An 18,955-nucleotide genomic window follows, 5' to 3' on the forward strand; every position below is an offset into this window, starting at 1 on the left:
TTTAATTATTTTGTTAAAATAATCTTTGATGAAGTTTTATCCATCCTTTGGTATGCTGTAACTTCAACACTTCCTTTTTTTAACGCAAAGGGCGCAAAGATTTCTTTTAAAACTTGATGTATATTTTTGAGTTCGCAAAGGCGTTCCACTCAGCGAAGTCCGCAATTTTTTTGTTTAAGCAATGAGCCAATTGTTAAAAGCTAACAGCCAACTACCTTTTGATTCTTCCTCCGGAATTTCCGGCCATTACTTCGAGGATATCTTCTGCGCTGCAGTAATTAATGTCGCCTAAAATAGTGTGTTTGATGGCACAGGCTGCGTTGGCGAAATTTAAAGCTTTTTCGTCATCGAAATTTAATAAACCATAAATCAGACCTGCGGCAAAAGCATCTCCCGTTCCGATTCTGTCAACAACGTTGTCTATTTCTAAAAATTTGGTTTCAAAATAATTTCCGTTAATCAAAGCTCTTCCCTGTGTCTGCTGAGAACTCGCCGTAACGCCGATTCTTATTTTGTCGAAAATTTTATGAATGGAAGGACATTGTTTTTTTAATTCTTCACAAGCTTCCATGAAACCTTGCTGATCTGATGAAAACTGAGTTCCCAAAATTTCATTGATCTCATTTACACCACCGATGAAAATCGTTGAGTAAGAAACCAATTCCTTTAGAACCTCATTTCCGTTTTTACCATATTTCCAAAGATTGGAACGGTAAGCCGGATCGGTGGTTACTTCAATTCCCATTTCTCTGGCAGTCAACAAACCTTCTTTCAAAGTTTCGTAAGCGCCTTCTGAAATTCCGGGACTGATGCCTGTCCAGTGGAAATAGTTACAACCTTCCAAAGCTTTTTTCCAGTCTACCTGTTCGGGTTTGATGTTGGCAAAAGAACCGTTTAGTCTGTTGTAAGCAATTCTGCTCGCACGAACAGATGCACCTACTTCAAGGAAATATAAACCTAAAGGGTGTTCGTTTTTATTGATGAAAGTCGTATCGATCCCAAAACTTTTGATGAAAGACAACGCAGATTCTCCCACAAAATCATCAGAAACATTGCTGATGTGCGTCACGTCGCAACCCATTGTTGCCAATGAAGAAGCTACGTTGAGCTCAGTTCCGCCGAAAAAGAATTCCATCTCGTGGCTCTGTTTCATTGTTTTGTTCCCGGGAGGTGAAAGCCTCATGATTACTTCACCGAAAGTAAGTATTTTGCTAGCCATATTTAATAAATACTCTGTTTAATATCTGCTGTTATTTTAACGCAAAGTGCGCTAAGCTTTTCTTTTAAACTCGATGTATATTTTTAAGTTCGCAAAGGCGTTCTACTCAGCCAAGCTCACAAAGACTTTTCAGGTTTAGAAAAATTGCAGATATGTAAATTATTGTTATTATTTAAACCATTAAGATTTATAAGTTTTAAAGATATTTTAAGTTGAGCTTTGCTTTAAGCAGTCTGCTTAATAAATCTTGGATTTTAACTTAAAAAAACTTAACACTTTAATTATCTTAATGTTTAAAATTTATTTTTTATCTCTCGCAGATTAAGCAAATTTTGCAGATTTAAAATTGATTTGCTTTATCAGTTCAATCTGCGAGAGATTTTTATTTATTCGAAACTTAAAAATCGAAATAATTTTTAGCATTATGATAACAGATATCGGAAATAGTTTTTCCGATCAGTTCCATATCATCCGGCAATTCGCCGTTTTTCATTTCTTCACCGAAAAGGTTACACAATACTCTTCTGAAATATTCGTGTCTCGGGTAAGATAAGAAACTTCTTGAATCTGTCAACATTCCTACGAAACAGCTAATTAATCCCATGTTTGAAAGGGCATTCATCTGCTTGATCATTCCGTCTTTCTGATCCAAAAACCACCAGCCCGAACCGAACTGTACCTTTCCTTTGATACTGCCGTCATTAAAATTCCCAATCATTGTTGCGAAAATTTCGTTGTCGGCAGGATTTAAGTTATATAGAATTGTTTTGGTCAGTTTGTCTTTTCCGTCTAAAGCGTTTAATAATTTAGATAAAGTTTCAGCCTGTACGAAGTCACCGATAGAATCCCATCCCGTATCAGGACCTAAAATTCTGTGCATTCTTTCGTTGTTGTTTCTTAAAGCTCCCAAGTGGAACTGCTGAACCCATCCGAATTTATGATACGTTTCGCCTAAGAATAATAAAATCGCAGTTTTGAATTGATTTACCTGCTTTTCAGCGATTACTTTTCCTGAAATTTTATCATTAAAGATTGCGCTTACTTCAGCTTCTGAAGCTTCCTCAAAAGAAATATTGTTCAGTCCGTGGTCGCATAATCTGCATCCGTTTTCGTGGAAATATTCTACTCTTTTTAATAAAGCATCGCACAAAGTCTGGTAAGAATTGATTTCAATTCCTGCCGACTCGCCTAATTTGGAAATATAATCTGCGAAATTGTGGTTTTCAATTAAAATCGCTTTATCCGGACGGAAAGCGGTACTTACTTTAATGCTGAAATCACTTTTCGCCAAATCCTGATGATAATTTAAAACATCGATCGGATCTTCTGTCGTACACAAAGATTCTACGTTCATCATTTTCAGCAAACCTCTTGTAGACTTTTCAGGAGTCTGAAGCTGTGCCGTGATGTTGTCGTAAATATCTGATGCGTTTTTCTCGTTTAACAATTCATCAATTCCGAAATAACGCTTTAATTCCAAATGTGTCCAGTGATACAAAGGATTTCTTAAAGTATAAGGAACCGTTTTTGCCCAAGCCTCAAATTTCTCCTTGTCTGTTGCGTCACCCGTGATGAATCTTTCGTTCACGCCCATCGTACGCATTGCACGCCATTTATAATGATCGCCCGCAATCCACACTTTAGAAATATTTTCGAAAACCGTATCTTCAGCGATATCTTTAGGAATCAAGTGATTGTGATAATCGATGATCGGCTGTTTTTCTGCGAAATTGAAGTATAATTCTTCCGCGTATTTATTTTGTAATAAAAATTGATCTGTAATAAAAGATTTCATTTCTGTAAAATTCTTGTGTTATTCATTAGCAGGTTTCCCGATAGTCGCCAAAATACCTCCATCCACATAAATAATGTGTCCGTTGATAAATTTACTTGCGTCTGAAGCTAAGAAAATAGCCGTTCCTGCAAGATCTTCCGGGTTCCCCCATCTGCCTTCCGGAGTTCTGCTGATGATAAAATCGTTAAACGGATGCCCGTCTACTCTGATTGGTTCTGTTTGGCTCGTCGCAAAATATCCGGGACCAATACCGTTCACCTGAATATTGTGTTTTGCCCATTCTGTTGCTAAATTTTTGGTCAGCATTTTCAGTCCGCCTTTTGCAGAAGCGTATGCTACTACATTGTCACGGCCTAGCTCACTCATCATAGAGCAAATATTGATGATTTTACCGGATTGTCTTTTGATCATGTGTTTCCCAACCAATTGAGACATGATGAAAGGACCGGTAAGATCTACATCGATTACTTTTCTAAAGTCTTCCACCTCCATCTCAATAGCCGGAACACGTTTGATGATCCCTGCATTATTGACTAAGATGTCTATTTTCCCATGAGTAGCAAGCATTAATGCTACTTTCTGAGCAGCTTCACGTTCGTCCGTCACATCAAAAAGATAACCTGTAGCGCTATATCCTTTGCTGTGATAATAGTCTAAAGCTTCATCTAATTTTGAGGGAGTTGTACTTGTGATTGCCAGTTCAGCACCTGCAGAGGCAAGACCTTCAGCCATTGCCATTCCTAATCCGTGAGTACCACCAGTTACAACGGCTACTTTTCCGGATAAATCGAATAAATTCATGTAGAAAAAATTACTTTAGTTCGTTAGTTTTAACAGCGTCCATATCGCCATAATCCATATTCTCTCCTGCCATTCCCCAGATAAAAGTGTAGTTGGAAGTACCAACTCCTGAGTGAATAGACCATTCCGGAGACAAGACTGCTTCATTGTTTTTCATAAAGATATGACGGGTCTCGTTCGGCTGGCCAAGAAAATGACTTACCGCCTGCCCTTCTTCAAGATCAAAATAAAAATAAGCTTCCATTCTGCGGGTATGAGTGTGAGAAGGCATGGTGTTCCAAACACTTCCTTCATGCAACTCGGTCATTCCCATTTGTAATTGGCAAGTTTCCAAAACGCTGTTGACGATCAGTTTATTGATGGTACGTCTATTTGCGTATTTTGCTTCACCTAATTCTACAATTTCGGCTTCATTTTTAGTGATTTTCTTTGTAGGAAAAGTGTGATGCGCAGGTGCAGAATTAAAATAGAATAAAGTCTGACCTTCATTTCCGTTTTCAAAAACAACATCTTTTGCACCTTTTCCGATGTATAAAGCTTCCTTATTTCCAAGCTCGAAAACCTCTCCGTCAACGGTTACCTTACCGGCAGCGCCTACGTTGATGATTCCCAATTCTCTTCTGTCTAAGAAGTTTTCTGCCTTCAGATCATCAGTAGGCTCAAGTTTCAACGCATTTTTTACTGGCATTGCACCACCTACGATCATTCTGTCGTACATAGAATACACTACATTGATTTGATCTTCATTAAATAAATCATTGATTAGAAACTCCCTTCTCAGGTCTTCAGTTGTATATTCTTTTACATCTTCAGGATGATGGGCGTATCGAAATTCTGATTTTGTCATACTCTAGATTTTAAACTTAAATTACGGTTTTTAAAAACCTGTTAAACATTGTGTAATCGATTGCATTAAATTACACTAAAATTGTACAGAAATACTTGTCGATAAATATATAGATAATATGTATTCCGTTAACAAAAAATTTATTTAAATTTTTAATCAACTGATTAACAATAAAATAAAACCGACATTTTAAAAAAAATTAAGGAATTTTAAGAATAAGAATGTGTATTTTTTTAACGAAATCAAATAGAAACACTTGTGAAAATAAAAATCATGCCACAAAACACAGCTATGATAACACTCATGTCATATACACAAAGATAAATTAGAAATAATCATATTAAGATGTTAAATTATGGGAATTTATCACTAATTAGAAAATACACATTTTTCTTGATGATAAAAAACTGATAAAAATCAGCTAAAATTTAAAAATTTGGCAGTTGGGTATCTATTTTGGGAATTTTTAAGAGTGCAAAACAAGTGATTTTAATGCAATTTCTAATAGTTTGAATGACTAAACAGCTTAAAATTTTATATTTTTTTCAAATTATTACATTTACTTAAATATCATTTGTAACTATTTAAAAATCAAATATTTAATTAAAAAATATCATACAACATTTTATAATTTTAAACAAACTAAACAGATAAGTTCACGAAAAAATAATATTTTTTTCTTTGTGTAATGGAAAATAATATTAGTTTAGGAGCCACGATAAATATGTGTCGTAAAAGATTACGCAATCGATTGCACAAGAAGAGCGTAATTTATAATAAAATCAAACAGAGTACTTAAAATCCACAAAAAACTAAGCTGAAAGCTTTAAAAATGCTTTCTGACCACACTTTAAACTATATAAGGATATAATAATGAATAAAAAAGTACACTCAATAAAGTGGTTATATTTAACTGTTTTCCTGCTTCCCGTACTTGGCTTTGCGCAGGAGAAAGGTAAAGAAAAAGAAACCAACATTGACGAAGTGGTTTTGGTAGGTTATACCAAGGTTTCTAAAAAAGACGTTACGAATGCCGTATCTTCTGTAAAAGCTGAGGCTTTAAAAGATATGCCGGTAAATAGTGCTGCTGAAGCAATTCAGGGTAGATTGGCCGGAGTACAGGTTCAGACGAGTGAAGGTTCGCCAGGTGCAGAGGTGGATATCAAAGTAAGAGGTGGTACTTCTATCACGGGAAGCAATGCACCACTTTACATTGTAGACGGTGTACAGATGGATAACGCAATGTCTCTTTTAACCCCAAAAGAAATTGAATCAATTGAAGTTTTGAAAGATGCTTCATCTACATCCATCTACGGTTCCAGAGGAGCAAATGGCGTAGTTTTGATCACAACAAAAAGTGGTAAAAAAAGAGCAACTACTTCAATTAATTACAACGGATTTACAGGAGTAAGAAAAATCATGAACACATTGGATGTTCTTGATCCTTACGAATTTGTAATGTATCAGTACGAGTTATATAATAAAAATGGTGTAGATGCTGACGTACAAGCTTTCGCGACCCGTTATGGAACTTATAACGAGCTTGGAACGAAGTACAGTAACGTTAAAAGAAGAGACTGGCAAGACGAATTATTCGGACAGGAAGCTTTCAACTTTACGCATAACCTTACGGTAAACGGAGGTTCTGAAAAATCTGCTTTTGCGTTAACATTAAATCATGTGGACGAAGATGGTATCATGTTGAAATCAGGCTTTAAGAGAAGCATGGTTAACTTTAAATATGATTACGACATCAGCAAAAAACTGAAAATCGGATTTAATGCAAGATACAGCAGATCATTAATCAATGGTGTAGGTACATCAAGCTCAGGTTCTCAAAGTAATAATAGACTAAGAAATGCTGTAAGGTATCAGCCTTTCGAAGGTGGATCTAATATTCCTGTTGATGATTTTGATCCTAACTACGCTACGAATACCAACTTAGTTAATCCTTTGATCTTAAATGACAATGAAGTAAGAGACAATAGATCAAACGATTTACTATTAAATGGTTATATCAACTGGAACATTTCAAAAGATATTACTTTCAGAAGTGTAATCGGTTACGTTCAGAGAGATATCATCACCAACCAGTTTTGGGGCACTGTTACTTCACAGGCAAGAGCTAATGCTGATATGCCAATCGTACAGTTAGACAGATCTCAATCTAGAAGGATTACCAATACCAATACCTTAAACTATACCAAAAAATTCGGTAAGCATAAATTAGATGTTTTATTAGGTCAGGAGATCATTCAGACAGATGGTGAAACAAGTAACACGTATGTAAAATGGTTTCCAAAATCTATCCTTCCTGAAGAGGCATTTGCGAATATTGCTGCCGCTACTCCACCAGCAGGTTTAATCCAAGATGCTGCAAGAACAGGAGTTTTGGCACCAGATCGTTTGGCTTCATTTTTCGGACGTGTAAACTATATTTTTGATAACAAATACATCTTAACAGCATCAGTAAGAGCTGACGGATCGAATGTTTTCATGAAAGGAAACCAGTGGGGATATTTCCCGGCGGCTTCCCTGGCCTGGAAAATTAAAGAAGAAAAATTCCTTAAGGATGTTAATTGGTTAGATGAATTAAAACTTCGTGTGGGTTACGGTCTTTCCGGAAACAATAGAATTACCTCTTACCTTTGGGCCAACTTCTATAATATCAATGCAAATAACGGGTACGTATTCGGAACTTCAGTTACACCGGGAGCTGCGATTTCTACAACGCAGGCCAATCCTAACGTAAAATGGGAAGCTACTGTTTCAAAAAATGCCGGTATTGACTTTGAATTGTTCAACAGCAGACTATATGGTAGCGTTGACGGATATATTACCGACACAAAAGATCTATTGGTTTTAGCAAAAGTTCCTTTCCCGGGATATTCAAACCAGTTTCAGAATTCAGGTAAAACTCAAAACAGAGGTTTAGAATTTACTCTTGGAGGAGTGATCGTCAACAAGGAAGACTTCACATGGAAAACAGATATTAACCTTTCTGCCAACAGAAACAAAATTCTAAGTTTAGGAAGCAGTGTTCGTCAGGGACAAGATTCATATTTGGTTCAATCGGGAGGTATCGGCGGATTCGACTTTATTGCTAAAGTTGGAAGTTCTGTAGGAACCTATTACGGATATGTAACTGAAGGAAGATACGAAATCAGTGATTTTGATTACAATGCTGCAACACAGGTTTACACTTTAAAAGCAGGAGTTCCTAGCAGCAGCGCTATAGCATTAGGTGCAAAAGCCGTTCAACCCGGAGATCTTAAATTAAAAGATTTAAATGGTGACGGACAGATTACTGATGCAGACAGAGAAGAATTAGGAAGTGCTCAGCCTAAGTTTTATGGAGGTTTTAACCAAACTTTCCGTTACAAAAACTTTGACATGAGTTTATTCTTTAATTTCTCAGTTGGAAACAAAGTTTACAATGCTAATAAAATAGAGAATACCACTCAATACTTATATAGAGACAACAACATGGCTGCAGAAGTGGCAGACAGATGGAGATGGTTTGATAACAACGGGGTAAAAGTGAACGATCCTACTGCGTTGGCAGCATTGAACGCAAATACTACAATGTGGACGCCACCGACAGGACAATACATTTTACATTCTTACGGAATTGAAGACGGTTCTTTCTTAAGACTAAACAACGTTACTTTAGGATTCACTTTACCAAAAGGTTCTTTGGAAGCTGTAGGTGTTAAAAATTTCAGATTGTATGCAACAGTTAACAACGTATTTGTTATTACAAAATACTCAGGTTATGATCCTGAAGCGAGTACAAGAAGAAATCCGTTAACTCCCGGGGTAGATTATTCAGCATATCCTAGAAGCAGATTTTTTGTAACAGGTGTAGATATCACTTTCTAAAATTTATTATCATGAAAAAAAGCAAATCAATATTTATTTTATCTTTTCTGGCAGGTGCACTTTTCCTTAATTCGTGCAGCGATTTTCTTGAGCCGGAAAACCTTTCAAGTATTTCTGAAGCACAGCAGTTTGATAGTACTGCAGATACATTTTCAGCCTTAGTTGGAGTGTATGCTCAATTGGGAGGAGATGACGGATATGGACAAAGATTATCTTTGATTATACCACAATCCGGAGACGACTTCAGAACTTCAGGAAGCTACAATTGTAATGACAGAAGAGGGGTAGCAACTTTTGGTGCTTGTACAACCAATACAGAACTTAACGGACCTTTTTCAAAATTATATACAGGAATTGAGCGTGCAAATCTTGTCATTAAAAATATTCCTTTATCTCCTGTAATGCAAACCGGGTCAGCAGAAGATAAAAAACTAATGGATAGATTTTTAGGAGAAGCATTAACGCTAAGAGCTCAATATTACTATGAATTGATCAGAAACTGGGGAGATGTACCTTTTTATTTAGTACCAGCTTCTGATGTGGCAGAGCAAAATCAGCCAAAAACAGACAGAGATATTATCTATGATCAAATGATTATCGATCTTGAGAAAGCTGCAACTTTAGTTCCTTGGAGATCTGAAGGCGGAACTACCAGCAACAGAATTTCTAAAGGTTTCGTGAAAGGTCTTAGAGCAAGAATTGCATTGGCAAGAGCAGGATATTCTTTAAGAAGAAGTCCTCAAATCATGGCTCAGGGATCAAATCCTCAGAAATATTACCAAATAGCTTTAGACGAATGTAAAGATATTATGAATCATACAGGAGAGCACAGTCTGAACCCAAGCTATGAAAATATCTTCAGAGCTTTACATACCAATGCTCAGGATGCAACCAATGAAGTTATTTTCGCAGTAGGAGCTTTTGGTGGTGGTACCAGAACAGACTCTAAAATAGGATATTACAACGGTCTGAAGCACCATGACAACTCTGTATGGAAAGGTGGTGGAGGTATCAATGCGTTACCAACCTACTTTTATGAGTTTACAAAATATGATTTGAGAAGAGATATGAATGTAGGAATTTTCACCATTAATGCAACGAATCAGGCTGATTTAGCTGCTTCAAACGCATGGACAGATTCTAAATACAGAAAATCTTGGACAAGTATCACAGGACCATCTCAAACACTTGCGGTTGACTGGCCTCTACTTCGTCTTTCAGATGTAATGTTGATGTTTGCAGAAGCGGATAATGAAATTCACGGAGCACCATCACAAGAAGCAAAAAATGCTTTATTAGCGGTAAGAAACAGAGCCTATACAGGAAATCTTGGACAAGTAGGAACGATTCCTTCTGATAAAGTTGGTTTCTTCAATGCAATTGTAAAAGAAAGATTGTTGGAATTAGGTTCTGAAGGAATTAGAAAATATGATTTGATTCGTTGGAATTTATTAGCTTCAAAAATTATTGAAACTAAACAAAAACTGACAGATTTTATCAACGGAACAGGAGCTTATGCCAATGTCCCTTTAAATATCTACTATAAATCTTCTGTTTACGATCCAACTAAAACAGCTCAACAAAACATTGCTGCAATCGACGTTTACACTACAGGAACAGACAAAAGCCAGGTATTTTATCTTCCTAATCAGTCTGCAACGACTCCTTCAGGTTACAAATCAATTGCCTGGAGATCAGGAATAACGGCAACTTATGTAAACGATCCTTCTGCAGGATACGCACAGTATTTTGAAGCCAATAAGAGAGAATTATTACCTATTTATTTCGAATTTATTCAAAATAACTACAATCTTACACAGGATTACGGTTATTAGAATCAAGATACATTCATATTAATTTCAATACAGACTTTCTCCTTCATTGGGGTAAAGTCTGTATTTTTCCAATGAAAATTAAAATCTATGGAGATTTCAAATTTTTACAAAAAAATAAAGTTCCTATCCTATTTTTCAGTAGTTGTTATCAGTCTTCTTTCTTTCAAGATGAATGAGGGTAAAACCATCATCGTTTCGAAAGACGGAAAAGGAAATTTCACTACCATTCAAGAAGCCATCAATTCTGTTGAAAAAGGAAAAACGGCAAGAACAAAAATCATTGTAAAACCCGGAATTTACAGAGAGAAAATCACAGTAGACGTTGCAAAAAGCCCGATCAGTTTAATTGGAGAAAATGCACAAAATACAATCTTAGTTTACGGCGATCACGCTTCAAAACAAAATGCTGAGGGTAAAAATATTGGAACGACTGGCTCATCTACCCTATTTATCTTTTCTGATGATTTCTCAGCAAAAAATATTACGTTTCAAAATGACGCAGGACCCGTGGGACAAGCAGTTGCAGTTTTAACGACAGGTGATAGGATTGTATTTGAAAACTGCCGTTTTTTGGGATTTCAGGATACTTTATACACAAAAGGATCTCAGGATAATCCGGACAAAAGCAAACCTTCCCGCAATTATTTTAAAAATTGCTACATCGAAGGAACGACCGATTACATCTTCGGAGCAGGAACTGCAGTGTTTGAAAAATGCACGATTTACTCAAAAAAAAATGCTTCCTATATTACTGCGGCCTCCACGCCACAAGGTCAAGAGTTCGGTTATGTATTTATTAACTGTAATTTAACAGGAGATGCCGATGCAAATTCTGTATATTTGGGTCGTCCGTGGAGACCATTTGCAAAGACTATTTATATCAATTGTGCAATCGATTCCACAATAAAATCTGAAGGTTGGCACAACTGGTCTAAACCTGAGGCAGAGAAAACCACTTTCTATGCAGAATACAATTCTAAAGGTTCAGGAGCTAATGCTGAAAAAAGAGTTTCATGGTCACATCAGCTAACGAAAGAGCAAAGTAAAAAATATACTGCTAAAAATATTCTTTCCGGAAAAGACAATTGGAACTTCAAAAAAGCAGTTCAATAATCTCAAAAAATTTTAAATGAAAATTTCTTTTTATTCAATCATCCTTTTGGGAATTTTATCTTTACAAAACTGTACAAGCCAGATAAAAACTTCAGCCGAATCTGAAATCATAGTTTCAGGAAAGCTGATCAGTTTTCCCGGTGCAGAAGGTTTTGGAAGATTTACCACTGGCGGACGCGGCGGAAAAGTTGTATTCGTAACCAAATTGACAGACGATGGTTCTGAAGGGACTTTAAGGCACGCTTTAGAACAAAAAGGTCCGAGATATATTGTTTTCAAAACTGCCGGAACGATTTTCCTTGAATCTCCATTAAGAATAAAAGAAGGCGATGTGACGATTGCCGGACAAACCACTCCCGGAGACGGAATTACCGTTGCTAACTACGAAACTTTTGTGGCAGCAGACAATGTAATCATCCGTTACATGCGATTCAGAATGGGTGACAGGAAAAAGTATGAAGGCGACGCTTTAGGGGCAAGATTCATAAAAAATTTAATAGTTGATCACTGTTCGATGAGCTGGTCAACGGACGAGACGGTTTCCATTTATGTGAATGAAAATACCACGCTCCAATGGTGTGTAATTACAGAAAGCCTGAGAAACTCTGCCCATCAGAAAGGCGCTCACGGATATGGCGGAATTGCCGGTGGAAAATTCGCATCTTTTCATCATAATATCTACGCCAACCACGACAGCAGAAATCCGAGATTGGGAGAATATGCAGGAAGTAAATTTGCTCTGACCGATTTGACCGATTTTAGAAATAATATCATTTACAATTGGGGACATAATAATGTCTACGGAGGTGAGGGAATGAATGTGAATATGGTCAACAATTATTACAAACCCGGACCTGCATCGATGAACAAGAAAAGAATAGTTGCCATCGATAAAAATGAAAAGCCTGAAACTGAAGTTTACAACATTTGGGGCAAATATTATATCAATGGAAATGTTTCGGAAGGAAATCCTGAAGTTACCGCCGATAATTGGAATTTGGGGGTTTTCAATCAAATGAAACCTGCTTACAATTTAACAGATGCTGATAAAAATTCAATTAAAATAAATCAGCCACACGATATTCAGAATAACGTAAAAACTGATTCTCCAAAAGAGGCGTATGAAAAAATATTAAAAATCGGAGGGGCCAGTTTAGTGAGAGATGCGGTAGATTTACGTGTTTTGGAACATGTAAAAAACGGAACATTTTCGCATAAAGGCTCGCTTGGAAGTGATAACGGAATCATAGATTCTCAGGAAGATGTAGGAGGATTTCCTGATTTAAAACCAGAAAAAAGTCCTTCAGATTCAGACAATGATGGAATGCCCGATGATTGGGAAATCAAAAATAATCTTGATCTAAATACGGCAAATGCTAACGGAAAAGATTTAGATAAAAATTATGATAATATTGAGGTGTATATCAATAGCCTCGTTAAAAAAATAACCGAAAATCAACGATAGTCACTGAACTTTCAGACCCATCGGTCATCTAAATTAAAAATAATGTCAGTACAACTAAAATCAAACTTATTCAAAATATTTCTAGCGGCAGCAATTTTCGCAGGCGGTTCATCTTTCGCACAGAAAAATGTGATTGAGAAAATCCGTAAAAACACGAAAGCTCCTTTCTCCTACGCCGAATTATCAATAAAAGATGGCGGAAAATGGCAAGGCAACGAATACATCGGCGGAACTTTTAAAAACATCAATGAATTACAACTTCCAGCAGAGCATACCGACCATTCTTACTACATCAGATACGAAGGAATCGGTTTGGAAAACAATCAAATCGGTTACAGATTATATTTAGACTGGAGAAATGCAACAGACATTTTCGGTAAAAAAGTGAATACTTTAGTATTGCCGGATGTCGGACAGGACGGCTTTGAAACCTATCATCACGATGCACCTTGGGGACAGGATATTTTGAAATCAGGCCGTACCATCGGAGTCGGTTCTTACGGAAGATATGATGATCAGAATGATTTTGTGGAAACTTTTAAAACGGTAAAAACCACCACTGCAAAAGTTGTTAATGAAAGCGATAAATCTTTCGCAACCATCGATTACAAAGGCTGGAAAACTTGGGGAAAAGCAGTTGATCTTCAATCTAAATTAACCATATTCAACAAAGACCGTTTTGTAAAGGTTGATTTAAATTTAAATGAAACACTTTCAGGATTGTGCACAGGAATCGTAGCTTTCAAAGACATCCCAATGAAACAGGCAGTCAGTAAAAACAAAAAATGGGGCTACATCGCAACGTACGGAACGCAAACTTTAGCCAAAAAGGAAGATAATTTGGGAATGGTCATCTTCTACCCTATCGGAAATTTAGATAAAATTGTAAAAACCAAATCGACTCACGTGGTGGTTTTCAAAAAGACAAAAAATGTTTCGTATTATTTTATGGGAGCCTGGTCACAGGAACCCAACGGAATTAAAACCGAAGCAGAATTTTACAAAGATTTAGATAAAAAATTAGAAATTTTAGATAATAACAATCAACTTTAAAATTGACTTACAATGAGTTTTATTAATCAAAAATTAAAAATATACGCTGTTGCAGTTTTAGGTTCAGGAATGTTCCTTGCCTGTGCACAGACAAACACTGCAACGGCTGCAAAAGCGACAATCCAAACTTCAAAATCCGGAAAAGTAGTTCCTACCAATCTGAAATGGTCTGAAAGAATGATGCTTTCTGAAATGCAGAGATTCCCGGAAGCGTGGATGCTTGATTTCAGCAAAAGCCCGAAATGGACGTATCCTTCGGCAATTGTTTTGGATGGTGCTGAGCAACTTTACCTTAAAACCGGTAAAAAAGAATACTACGATTACATCAGTGGTTTCGGAGAAACTTTGATCAAGGAAGACGGTACAATCACTACTTACGATCTTGACAAGTACAACATCGACATGCTGAACAGTGGAAACGTATTGCTTTATCTTTATGAAAAAGAAAAGAAAGACAAATACCTGAAAGCACTTCAAACTTTACGTTTGCAAATCGACGGACAGCCAAGAACAAATGAAGGTTCTTTCTGGCATAAAAAAATCTATCCTTATCAGGTTTGGCTAGATGGTTTGTACATGGGAATGCCTTTCTACACGCATTACACAAAAGATTTTATAAAAGGTGCAGATGCAACCAAAGCTTATGATGATATTGTGATGCAATTTGATTCGGTTCAGAAAAACCTTTTAGACAAAAAAACTGGATTGCTGTATCACGCTTGGGATGAAAGTAAAGAACAGGCTTGGGCAGACAAACAAACCGGACTTTCACCCAATTTCTGGGGAAGAGCGATGGGTTGGTACGGAATGGCGATGGTAGATGTTCTTGATTATTTACCTAAAGATCATCCGGGAAGAGCGAGAATTATTTCTTATATCAAATCATATTCTGACGCTATTATTAAATATCAGGATAAAAAATCTGGTCTTTGGTATCAGGTTTTAGATAAACCTTTAGCGAATGGTAATTACGAAGAAGCAACAGCTTCAGCAATGTTTGTGTACACGATGATTAAATCCGTAAACAAAGGATATCTTCCAAAATCATACAAAACTGCAGCTAAAAAAGGCTATGACGGAATCATCAAAAACTTAATCACAGTTGATGAAAACGGAGTGGTAAATTTAAATAAATGTTGCGCCGTTGCCGGTTTAGGAGGAAAACCTTACCGAGACGGTTCTTACGAATATTATGTAAATGAAGAAATCCGTTCGAATGACGGAAAAGGAACAGGACCATTTATTTTGGCAAGTTTGGAATTTGAAAAATAATGCTTTAAACCATTAAGGAGAGGTAAGAAGTTAAGATTCATTAAGGTTAAAATCTAGATTTTATTAAGCGAGTTGCTTTAAGCATAATACTTAATGATCTTAATGAAAATCAATTTATTGATTCTTAATTTAAGCAGCTAGTATTTCTTAAATCCTTAATGGTGAAAAAAAAAATTCATTCTAACATTACACAAACCAGATCAAAAATCTGATTTTATGATGACAAACAAAATTTTAAATATACTTTCAATCACTGCATTTTCAATTGCATCAACCTATTTGACCGCACAGGAAAAACCATACGTTTCGGAAGTCTGGACTGCCGATCAGGGAAAAAATTTCAGAAATCCAATCTTATACGCAGATTATTCAGATCCTGACGTTACCCGCGTTGGCGATGATTATTATATGACCGCTTCAAGTTTCAATGAAGCTCCGGGATTGCCGATTCTTCATTCAAAAGATATGGTCAACTGGAAATTGGTCAACTACGCTATTCAGGATGTTTTGCCTAAAGAACATTTCTCGGTTCCGAGAAGAGGTGATGCTGTTTGGGCGCCGAGTATCCGTTTTCACAAAGGTGAATTCTACATTTACTGGGGCGATCCGGATTTCGGAATTTACATGGTAAAAACCAAAGATCCTCTTGGAAAATGGGACGAATCCGTTTTGGTAATGGAAGGAAAAGGTTTAATCGATTCCTGTCCTTTTTGGGATGAAGACGGAAATGCTTACTTAGTTCACGGTTGGGCAGGAAGCCGTGCAGGAGTGAAAAGTATTTTGTCTTTAAATAAAATGAATCCTGAAGGAACAAAAGTTTTAGATAAAGGCGTTCATATTTTTGACGGTCACGATGCGCATCCTACGGTTGAAGGTCCAAAGATGTACAAAAGAAATGGCTACTACTATATTTTCGCTCCGGCGGGAGGTGTAGCTACAGGTTGGCAATTGGTTTTAAGATCAAAAAATATTTACGGTCCTTACGAAGAGAAAATTGTTCTCGAGCAGGGAAAAACAAAGATCAACGGTCCTCATCAGGGGGCTTGGGTAGATACGCCTTCAGGTGAAGATTGGTTCTATCATTTTCAGGATGTGGATGCAGGAGGAAGAATCGTGCATTTGCAGCCGATGAAATGGGAAAATGACTGGCCGGTAATGGGAATCGACAGCGATAAAAACGGAATCGGTGAACCTGTTTTAACTTATAAAAAACCAAACGTAGGAAAAACTTATCCGGTTGTAACTCCAGCAGAGACTGATGAGTTTGATGGTGAAAAATTAGGCTTACAATGGCAATGGAGCGCCAACGAAAATATCGTTTGGTCTTCCAAACTTCCGGGACAGAAATTCCTGAGATTATTTTCAATGAAAGCTCCTGAAGGAGAATTAAATCTTTGGAATGTTCCGAATTTACTGACTCAAAAATTCCCTGCTCCGAATTTTGTGGCTTCAACGAAAGTTAAATTGACTCCCGAAGACGCCAAAGAAGGAAAAACTGCCGGCCTTTTGGTAATGGGATTAGATCATGCATCAATTGTTATCACTAACAAACCCGACGGATATTACGTTCAGTTGAGAAAAGCTGAAAAGGCAGATAAAGGCGGCGTTGAAAAGATGTTATTTGAAGCTAAATTAAAAGGAAACGAAGCTTATTTTAAAGTCAACGTCAGCGAGCCCAACGGCATCTGCACATTCAGCTACAGCGAAAACGGAAAAAATTTCATCAAAGCAGGCGAACCATTTCAGGCAAAACCAGGAAAATGGATCGGTGCCAAAGTGGGATTATATTCTGTGAGTACACAGAAAGCAAATCGCGGTGGTTATGCCGATTTTGAATATTTTAGAATAACAAAAAATTAGATATTTCCCACAGATTTCACGGATTTTCACAGATGATTGCACATCCATTGAAAATAGGTTTCAATAAAGTTTATGAAAATCTAAAAAATCTTTAGTAGAGAAAAAATATAAAATTTATCAACAAAAAAATAAGAATATATATAATGAAGAAGTCATTCAAAATAATAGGTCTTGTTGCGGCAATGATGTTTTCGGGACAGATCTACGCACAAAATTTAGACATTTACAAAAATATTGAATTTAAAATGCCACAGGTGGCGGAAACTTCTTTTCCAGCCAATACCGTTTCTATTAAAGATTTTGGTGGTATTGCAGGTGGAAAAATAAAAACCACAGAAGCTTTCAAAAAAGCGATGGACGCTTTGGTAAAAAAAGGTGGCGGTAAACTAGTTGTTCCGAGAGGAATCTGGCTGACGGGTCCAATCGTTTTGCAAAGCAATATCAATCTTCATATTGAAGACGGTGCTTTTATTATTTTCAGCAAAGATAAAAGCGACTATCCTTTGGTTGACGTAAGTTTTGAAGGACTAAATACAATCCGTTGCCAATCTCCAATTTCTGCTAGAAATGCGAAGAATATTGCAATTACCGGAAAGGGTGTGATCGACGGAAATGGTGACGCTTGGAGAGCGGTAAAAAAAGGAAAACTGTCGGAAACTGAATGGAAAAAATTTGTTGCATCAGGTGGAATTGTTTCTGCTGATGGCAAAACCTGGTATCCGTCAGAAAGTTATAAAAAAGGATTTGAAAGCAGCTCAAGCTTCAATGTTCCAGATAAAATCTCAAAATCTGAACTAGAATCTGTAAAAGATTTTCTTCGTCCGGTAATGGTGAGCATCGTAGGTTGCGATAAAGTTCTTCTAGACGGACCAACTTTCCAGAACTCTCCGGCGTGGAATCTTCACCCGTTGATGTCTTCAAATATTATTCTTAAAAATCTTACCGTAAGAAACCCTTGGTATTCTCAAAACGGTGACGGTGTAGATTTGGAATCATGTAAAAATGTTCTGATCTATGACAATACTTTTGACGTAGGTGATGATGCAATCTGTATTAAATCCGGTAAAGATGAAGACGGTAGAAAAAGAAATATGCCGACAGAAAATGTAATCATTAAAAACAATGTCGTTTATCACGGTCATGGAGGTTTCGTTATCGGAAGTGAAATGTCGGGCGGTGCAAGAAATATTCACGTTTCAGACTGTACTTTCATCGGAACCGATATCGGTCTTCGCTTTAAAACAACCCGTGGAAGAGGTGGTGTTGTTGAAAATATTTATGTGAAAAATATTGATATGATCAACATTCCAACGCAGACCATCGGGTTTAATATGTTCTATGAAGGAGCTTCACCTGTTTTGGAGGACGGACAAAATGCAGAAGGAAATAAAGTTCCTGAAAAAGTATTTCCTGTAACCGAGAAAACTCCGATTTTCAGAAATATTTATTTTAAAAATATTAATGCGGTTAATTCTTATGAAGCAATTGCCATCAATGGTTTGGCTGAAATGAATATTAAAAACATCGTGATTGAAGATTCTCAGTTTGACACCAAAAAAGCATTGACAATAATCGATGGCGATGGAATTGTTCTGAAAAACGTAAAACTGAAATATACAGAAGGAACAGGAGCTGTTGTTTACAACAGTAAAAATGTAGACCTCTCTACCCTGCAGTTGGAAGCATCTCAGAAACCGACAATTAAAGTTTTAGGAAGCAAAACTTCAGCGGTAAAATTACCAAAAAATGTAACTGGCGAGCAATTGCAGGTTTCGAAAGAGATTGCAAAAAATGCAGTTAAATAATTTCATTG

At 36.7% G+C, this 18,955-nt stretch carries 12 protein-coding genes; 8 read left to right on the forward strand and 4 right to left on the reverse strand.

What is annotated here, in order from left to right; all coding sequences use genetic code 11:
* Positions 1 to 211: 211 nt before the first annotated feature.
* The 4 genes from EAG08_RS06680 to kduI form a co-directional block, all read right to left on the reverse strand.
* A complete protein-coding gene (locus EAG08_RS06680) occupies positions 212 to 1,219 on the reverse strand; it encodes a sugar kinase (protein WP_129534774.1) in 1,008 nt (335 codons plus the stop codon).
* A 397-nt stretch (positions 1,220 to 1,616) separates the two neighbouring features.
* Entirely contained in the window at positions 1,617 to 3,014 is a 1,398-nt protein-coding gene (gene uxaC / locus EAG08_RS06685) for a glucuronate isomerase (protein ID WP_129534775.1), read from the reverse strand.
* Between the two features lie 18 nt (positions 3,015 to 3,032).
* The gene (locus tag EAG08_RS06690) at positions 3,033 to 3,815 is read right to left on the reverse strand and encodes a gluconate 5-dehydrogenase (protein ID WP_129534776.1); all 783 of its coding nucleotides are present in this window, start codon (positions 3,813 to 3,815) and stop codon (positions 3,033 to 3,035) included.
* Between the two features lie 10 nt (positions 3,816 to 3,825).
* Entirely contained in the window at positions 3,826 to 4,662 is an 837-nt protein-coding gene (gene kduI, locus EAG08_RS06695) for a 5-dehydro-4-deoxy-D-glucuronate isomerase (protein WP_129534777.1), read from the reverse strand.
* 873 nt (positions 4,663 to 5,535) lie between these two features.
* On the opposite strand from kduI, the gene EAG08_RS06700 reads away from it, so the two are divergent.
* From EAG08_RS06700 to EAG08_RS06735, 8 genes are all read left to right on the forward strand, one after another.
* Positions 5,536 to 8,544: a SusC/RagA family TonB-linked outer membrane protein gene (locus EAG08_RS06700; RefSeq protein ID WP_129534778.1), complete on the forward strand. Its 3,009-nt coding sequence runs from the start codon at positions 5,536 to 5,538 to the stop codon at positions 8,542 to 8,544.
* A gap of 11 nt (positions 8,545 to 8,555) precedes the next feature.
* Positions 8,556 to 10,379, forward strand: a complete 1,824-nt coding sequence (locus EAG08_RS06705) for a RagB/SusD family nutrient uptake outer membrane protein (protein WP_129534779.1) — start codon at positions 8,556 to 8,558, stop codon at positions 10,377 to 10,379.
* Positions 10,380 to 10,466: 87 nt separating this feature from the next.
* Positions 10,467 to 11,492, forward strand: coding sequence for a pectinesterase family protein (locus EAG08_RS06710; protein ID WP_129534780.1), 1,026 nt, complete (start codon positions 10,467 to 10,469; stop codon positions 11,490 to 11,492).
* Between the two features lie 16 nt (positions 11,493 to 11,508).
* Positions 11,509 to 12,957 carry a polysaccharide lyase family 1 protein gene (locus tag EAG08_RS06715; protein ID WP_129534781.1) on the forward strand — a complete coding sequence of 483 codons (1,449 nt, stop codon included), beginning with the start codon at positions 11,509 to 11,511 and terminating at the stop codon, positions 12,955 to 12,957.
* Between the two features lie 42 nt (positions 12,958 to 12,999).
* Entirely contained in the window at positions 13,000 to 14,010 is a 1,011-nt protein-coding gene (locus tag EAG08_RS06720) for a DUF4861 family protein (protein WP_129534782.1), read from the forward strand.
* A 12-nt stretch (positions 14,011 to 14,022) separates the two neighbouring features.
* A complete protein-coding gene (locus EAG08_RS06725; RefSeq protein ID WP_129534783.1) occupies positions 14,023 to 15,282 on the forward strand; it encodes a glycoside hydrolase family 105 protein in 1,260 nt (419 codons plus the stop codon).
* Positions 15,283 to 15,498: 216 nt separating this feature from the next.
* Positions 15,499 to 17,142 carry a glycoside hydrolase 43 family protein gene (locus tag EAG08_RS06730; protein WP_129534784.1) on the forward strand — a complete coding sequence of 548 codons (1,644 nt, stop codon included), beginning with the start codon at positions 15,499 to 15,501 and terminating at the stop codon, positions 17,140 to 17,142.
* Between the two features lie 143 nt (positions 17,143 to 17,285).
* Positions 17,286 to 18,947, forward strand: a complete 1,662-nt coding sequence (locus EAG08_RS06735) for a glycoside hydrolase family 28 protein (RefSeq protein ID WP_129534785.1) — start codon at positions 17,286 to 17,288, stop codon at positions 18,945 to 18,947.
* The last annotated feature ends 8 nt before the right edge of the window (positions 18,948 to 18,955 follow it).

Source organism: Chryseobacterium sp. 3008163 (assembly GCF_003669035.1).
In the GTDB taxonomy this organism is placed as follows: domain Bacteria; phylum Bacteroidota; class Bacteroidia; order Flavobacteriales; family Weeksellaceae; genus Chryseobacterium.

What these genes read in the sequence shown, in the direction of transcription:
- EAG08_RS06680 (WP_129534774.1), bottom strand. Translation starts at nt 1,219, where the DNA reads ATGGCTAGCAAAATACTTACTTTCGGTGAAGTAATCATGAGGCTTTCA.
- uxaC (WP_129534775.1), bottom strand. Translation starts at nt 3,014, where the DNA reads ATGAAATCTTTTATTACAGATCAATTTTTATTACAAAATAAATACGCG.
- EAG08_RS06690 (WP_129534776.1), bottom strand. Translation starts at nt 3,815, where the DNA reads ATGAATTTATTCGATTTATCCGGAAAAGTAGCCGTTGTAACTGGTGGT.
- kduI (WP_129534777.1), bottom strand. Translation starts at nt 4,662, where the DNA reads ATGACAAAATCAGAATTTCGATACGCCCATCATCCTGAAGATGTAAAA.
- EAG08_RS06700 (WP_129534778.1), top strand. Translation starts at nt 5,536, where the DNA reads ATGAATAAAAAAGTACACTCAATAAAGTGGTTATATTTAACTGTTTTC.
- EAG08_RS06705 (WP_129534779.1), top strand. Translation starts at nt 8,556, where the DNA reads ATGAAAAAAAGCAAATCAATATTTATTTTATCTTTTCTGGCAGGTGCA.
- EAG08_RS06710 (WP_129534780.1), top strand. Translation starts at nt 10,467, where the DNA reads ATGGAGATTTCAAATTTTTACAAAAAAATAAAGTTCCTATCCTATTTT.
- EAG08_RS06715 (WP_129534781.1), top strand. Translation starts at nt 11,509, where the DNA reads ATGAAAATTTCTTTTTATTCAATCATCCTTTTGGGAATTTTATCTTTA.
- EAG08_RS06720 (WP_129534782.1), top strand. Translation starts at nt 13,000, where the DNA reads ATGTCAGTACAACTAAAATCAAACTTATTCAAAATATTTCTAGCGGCA.
- EAG08_RS06725 (WP_129534783.1), top strand. Translation starts at nt 14,023, where the DNA reads ATGAGTTTTATTAATCAAAAATTAAAAATATACGCTGTTGCAGTTTTA.
- EAG08_RS06730 (WP_129534784.1), top strand. Translation starts at nt 15,499, where the DNA reads ATGATGACAAACAAAATTTTAAATATACTTTCAATCACTGCATTTTCA.
- EAG08_RS06735 (WP_129534785.1), top strand. Translation starts at nt 17,286, where the DNA reads ATGAAGAAGTCATTCAAAATAATAGGTCTTGTTGCGGCAATGATGTTT.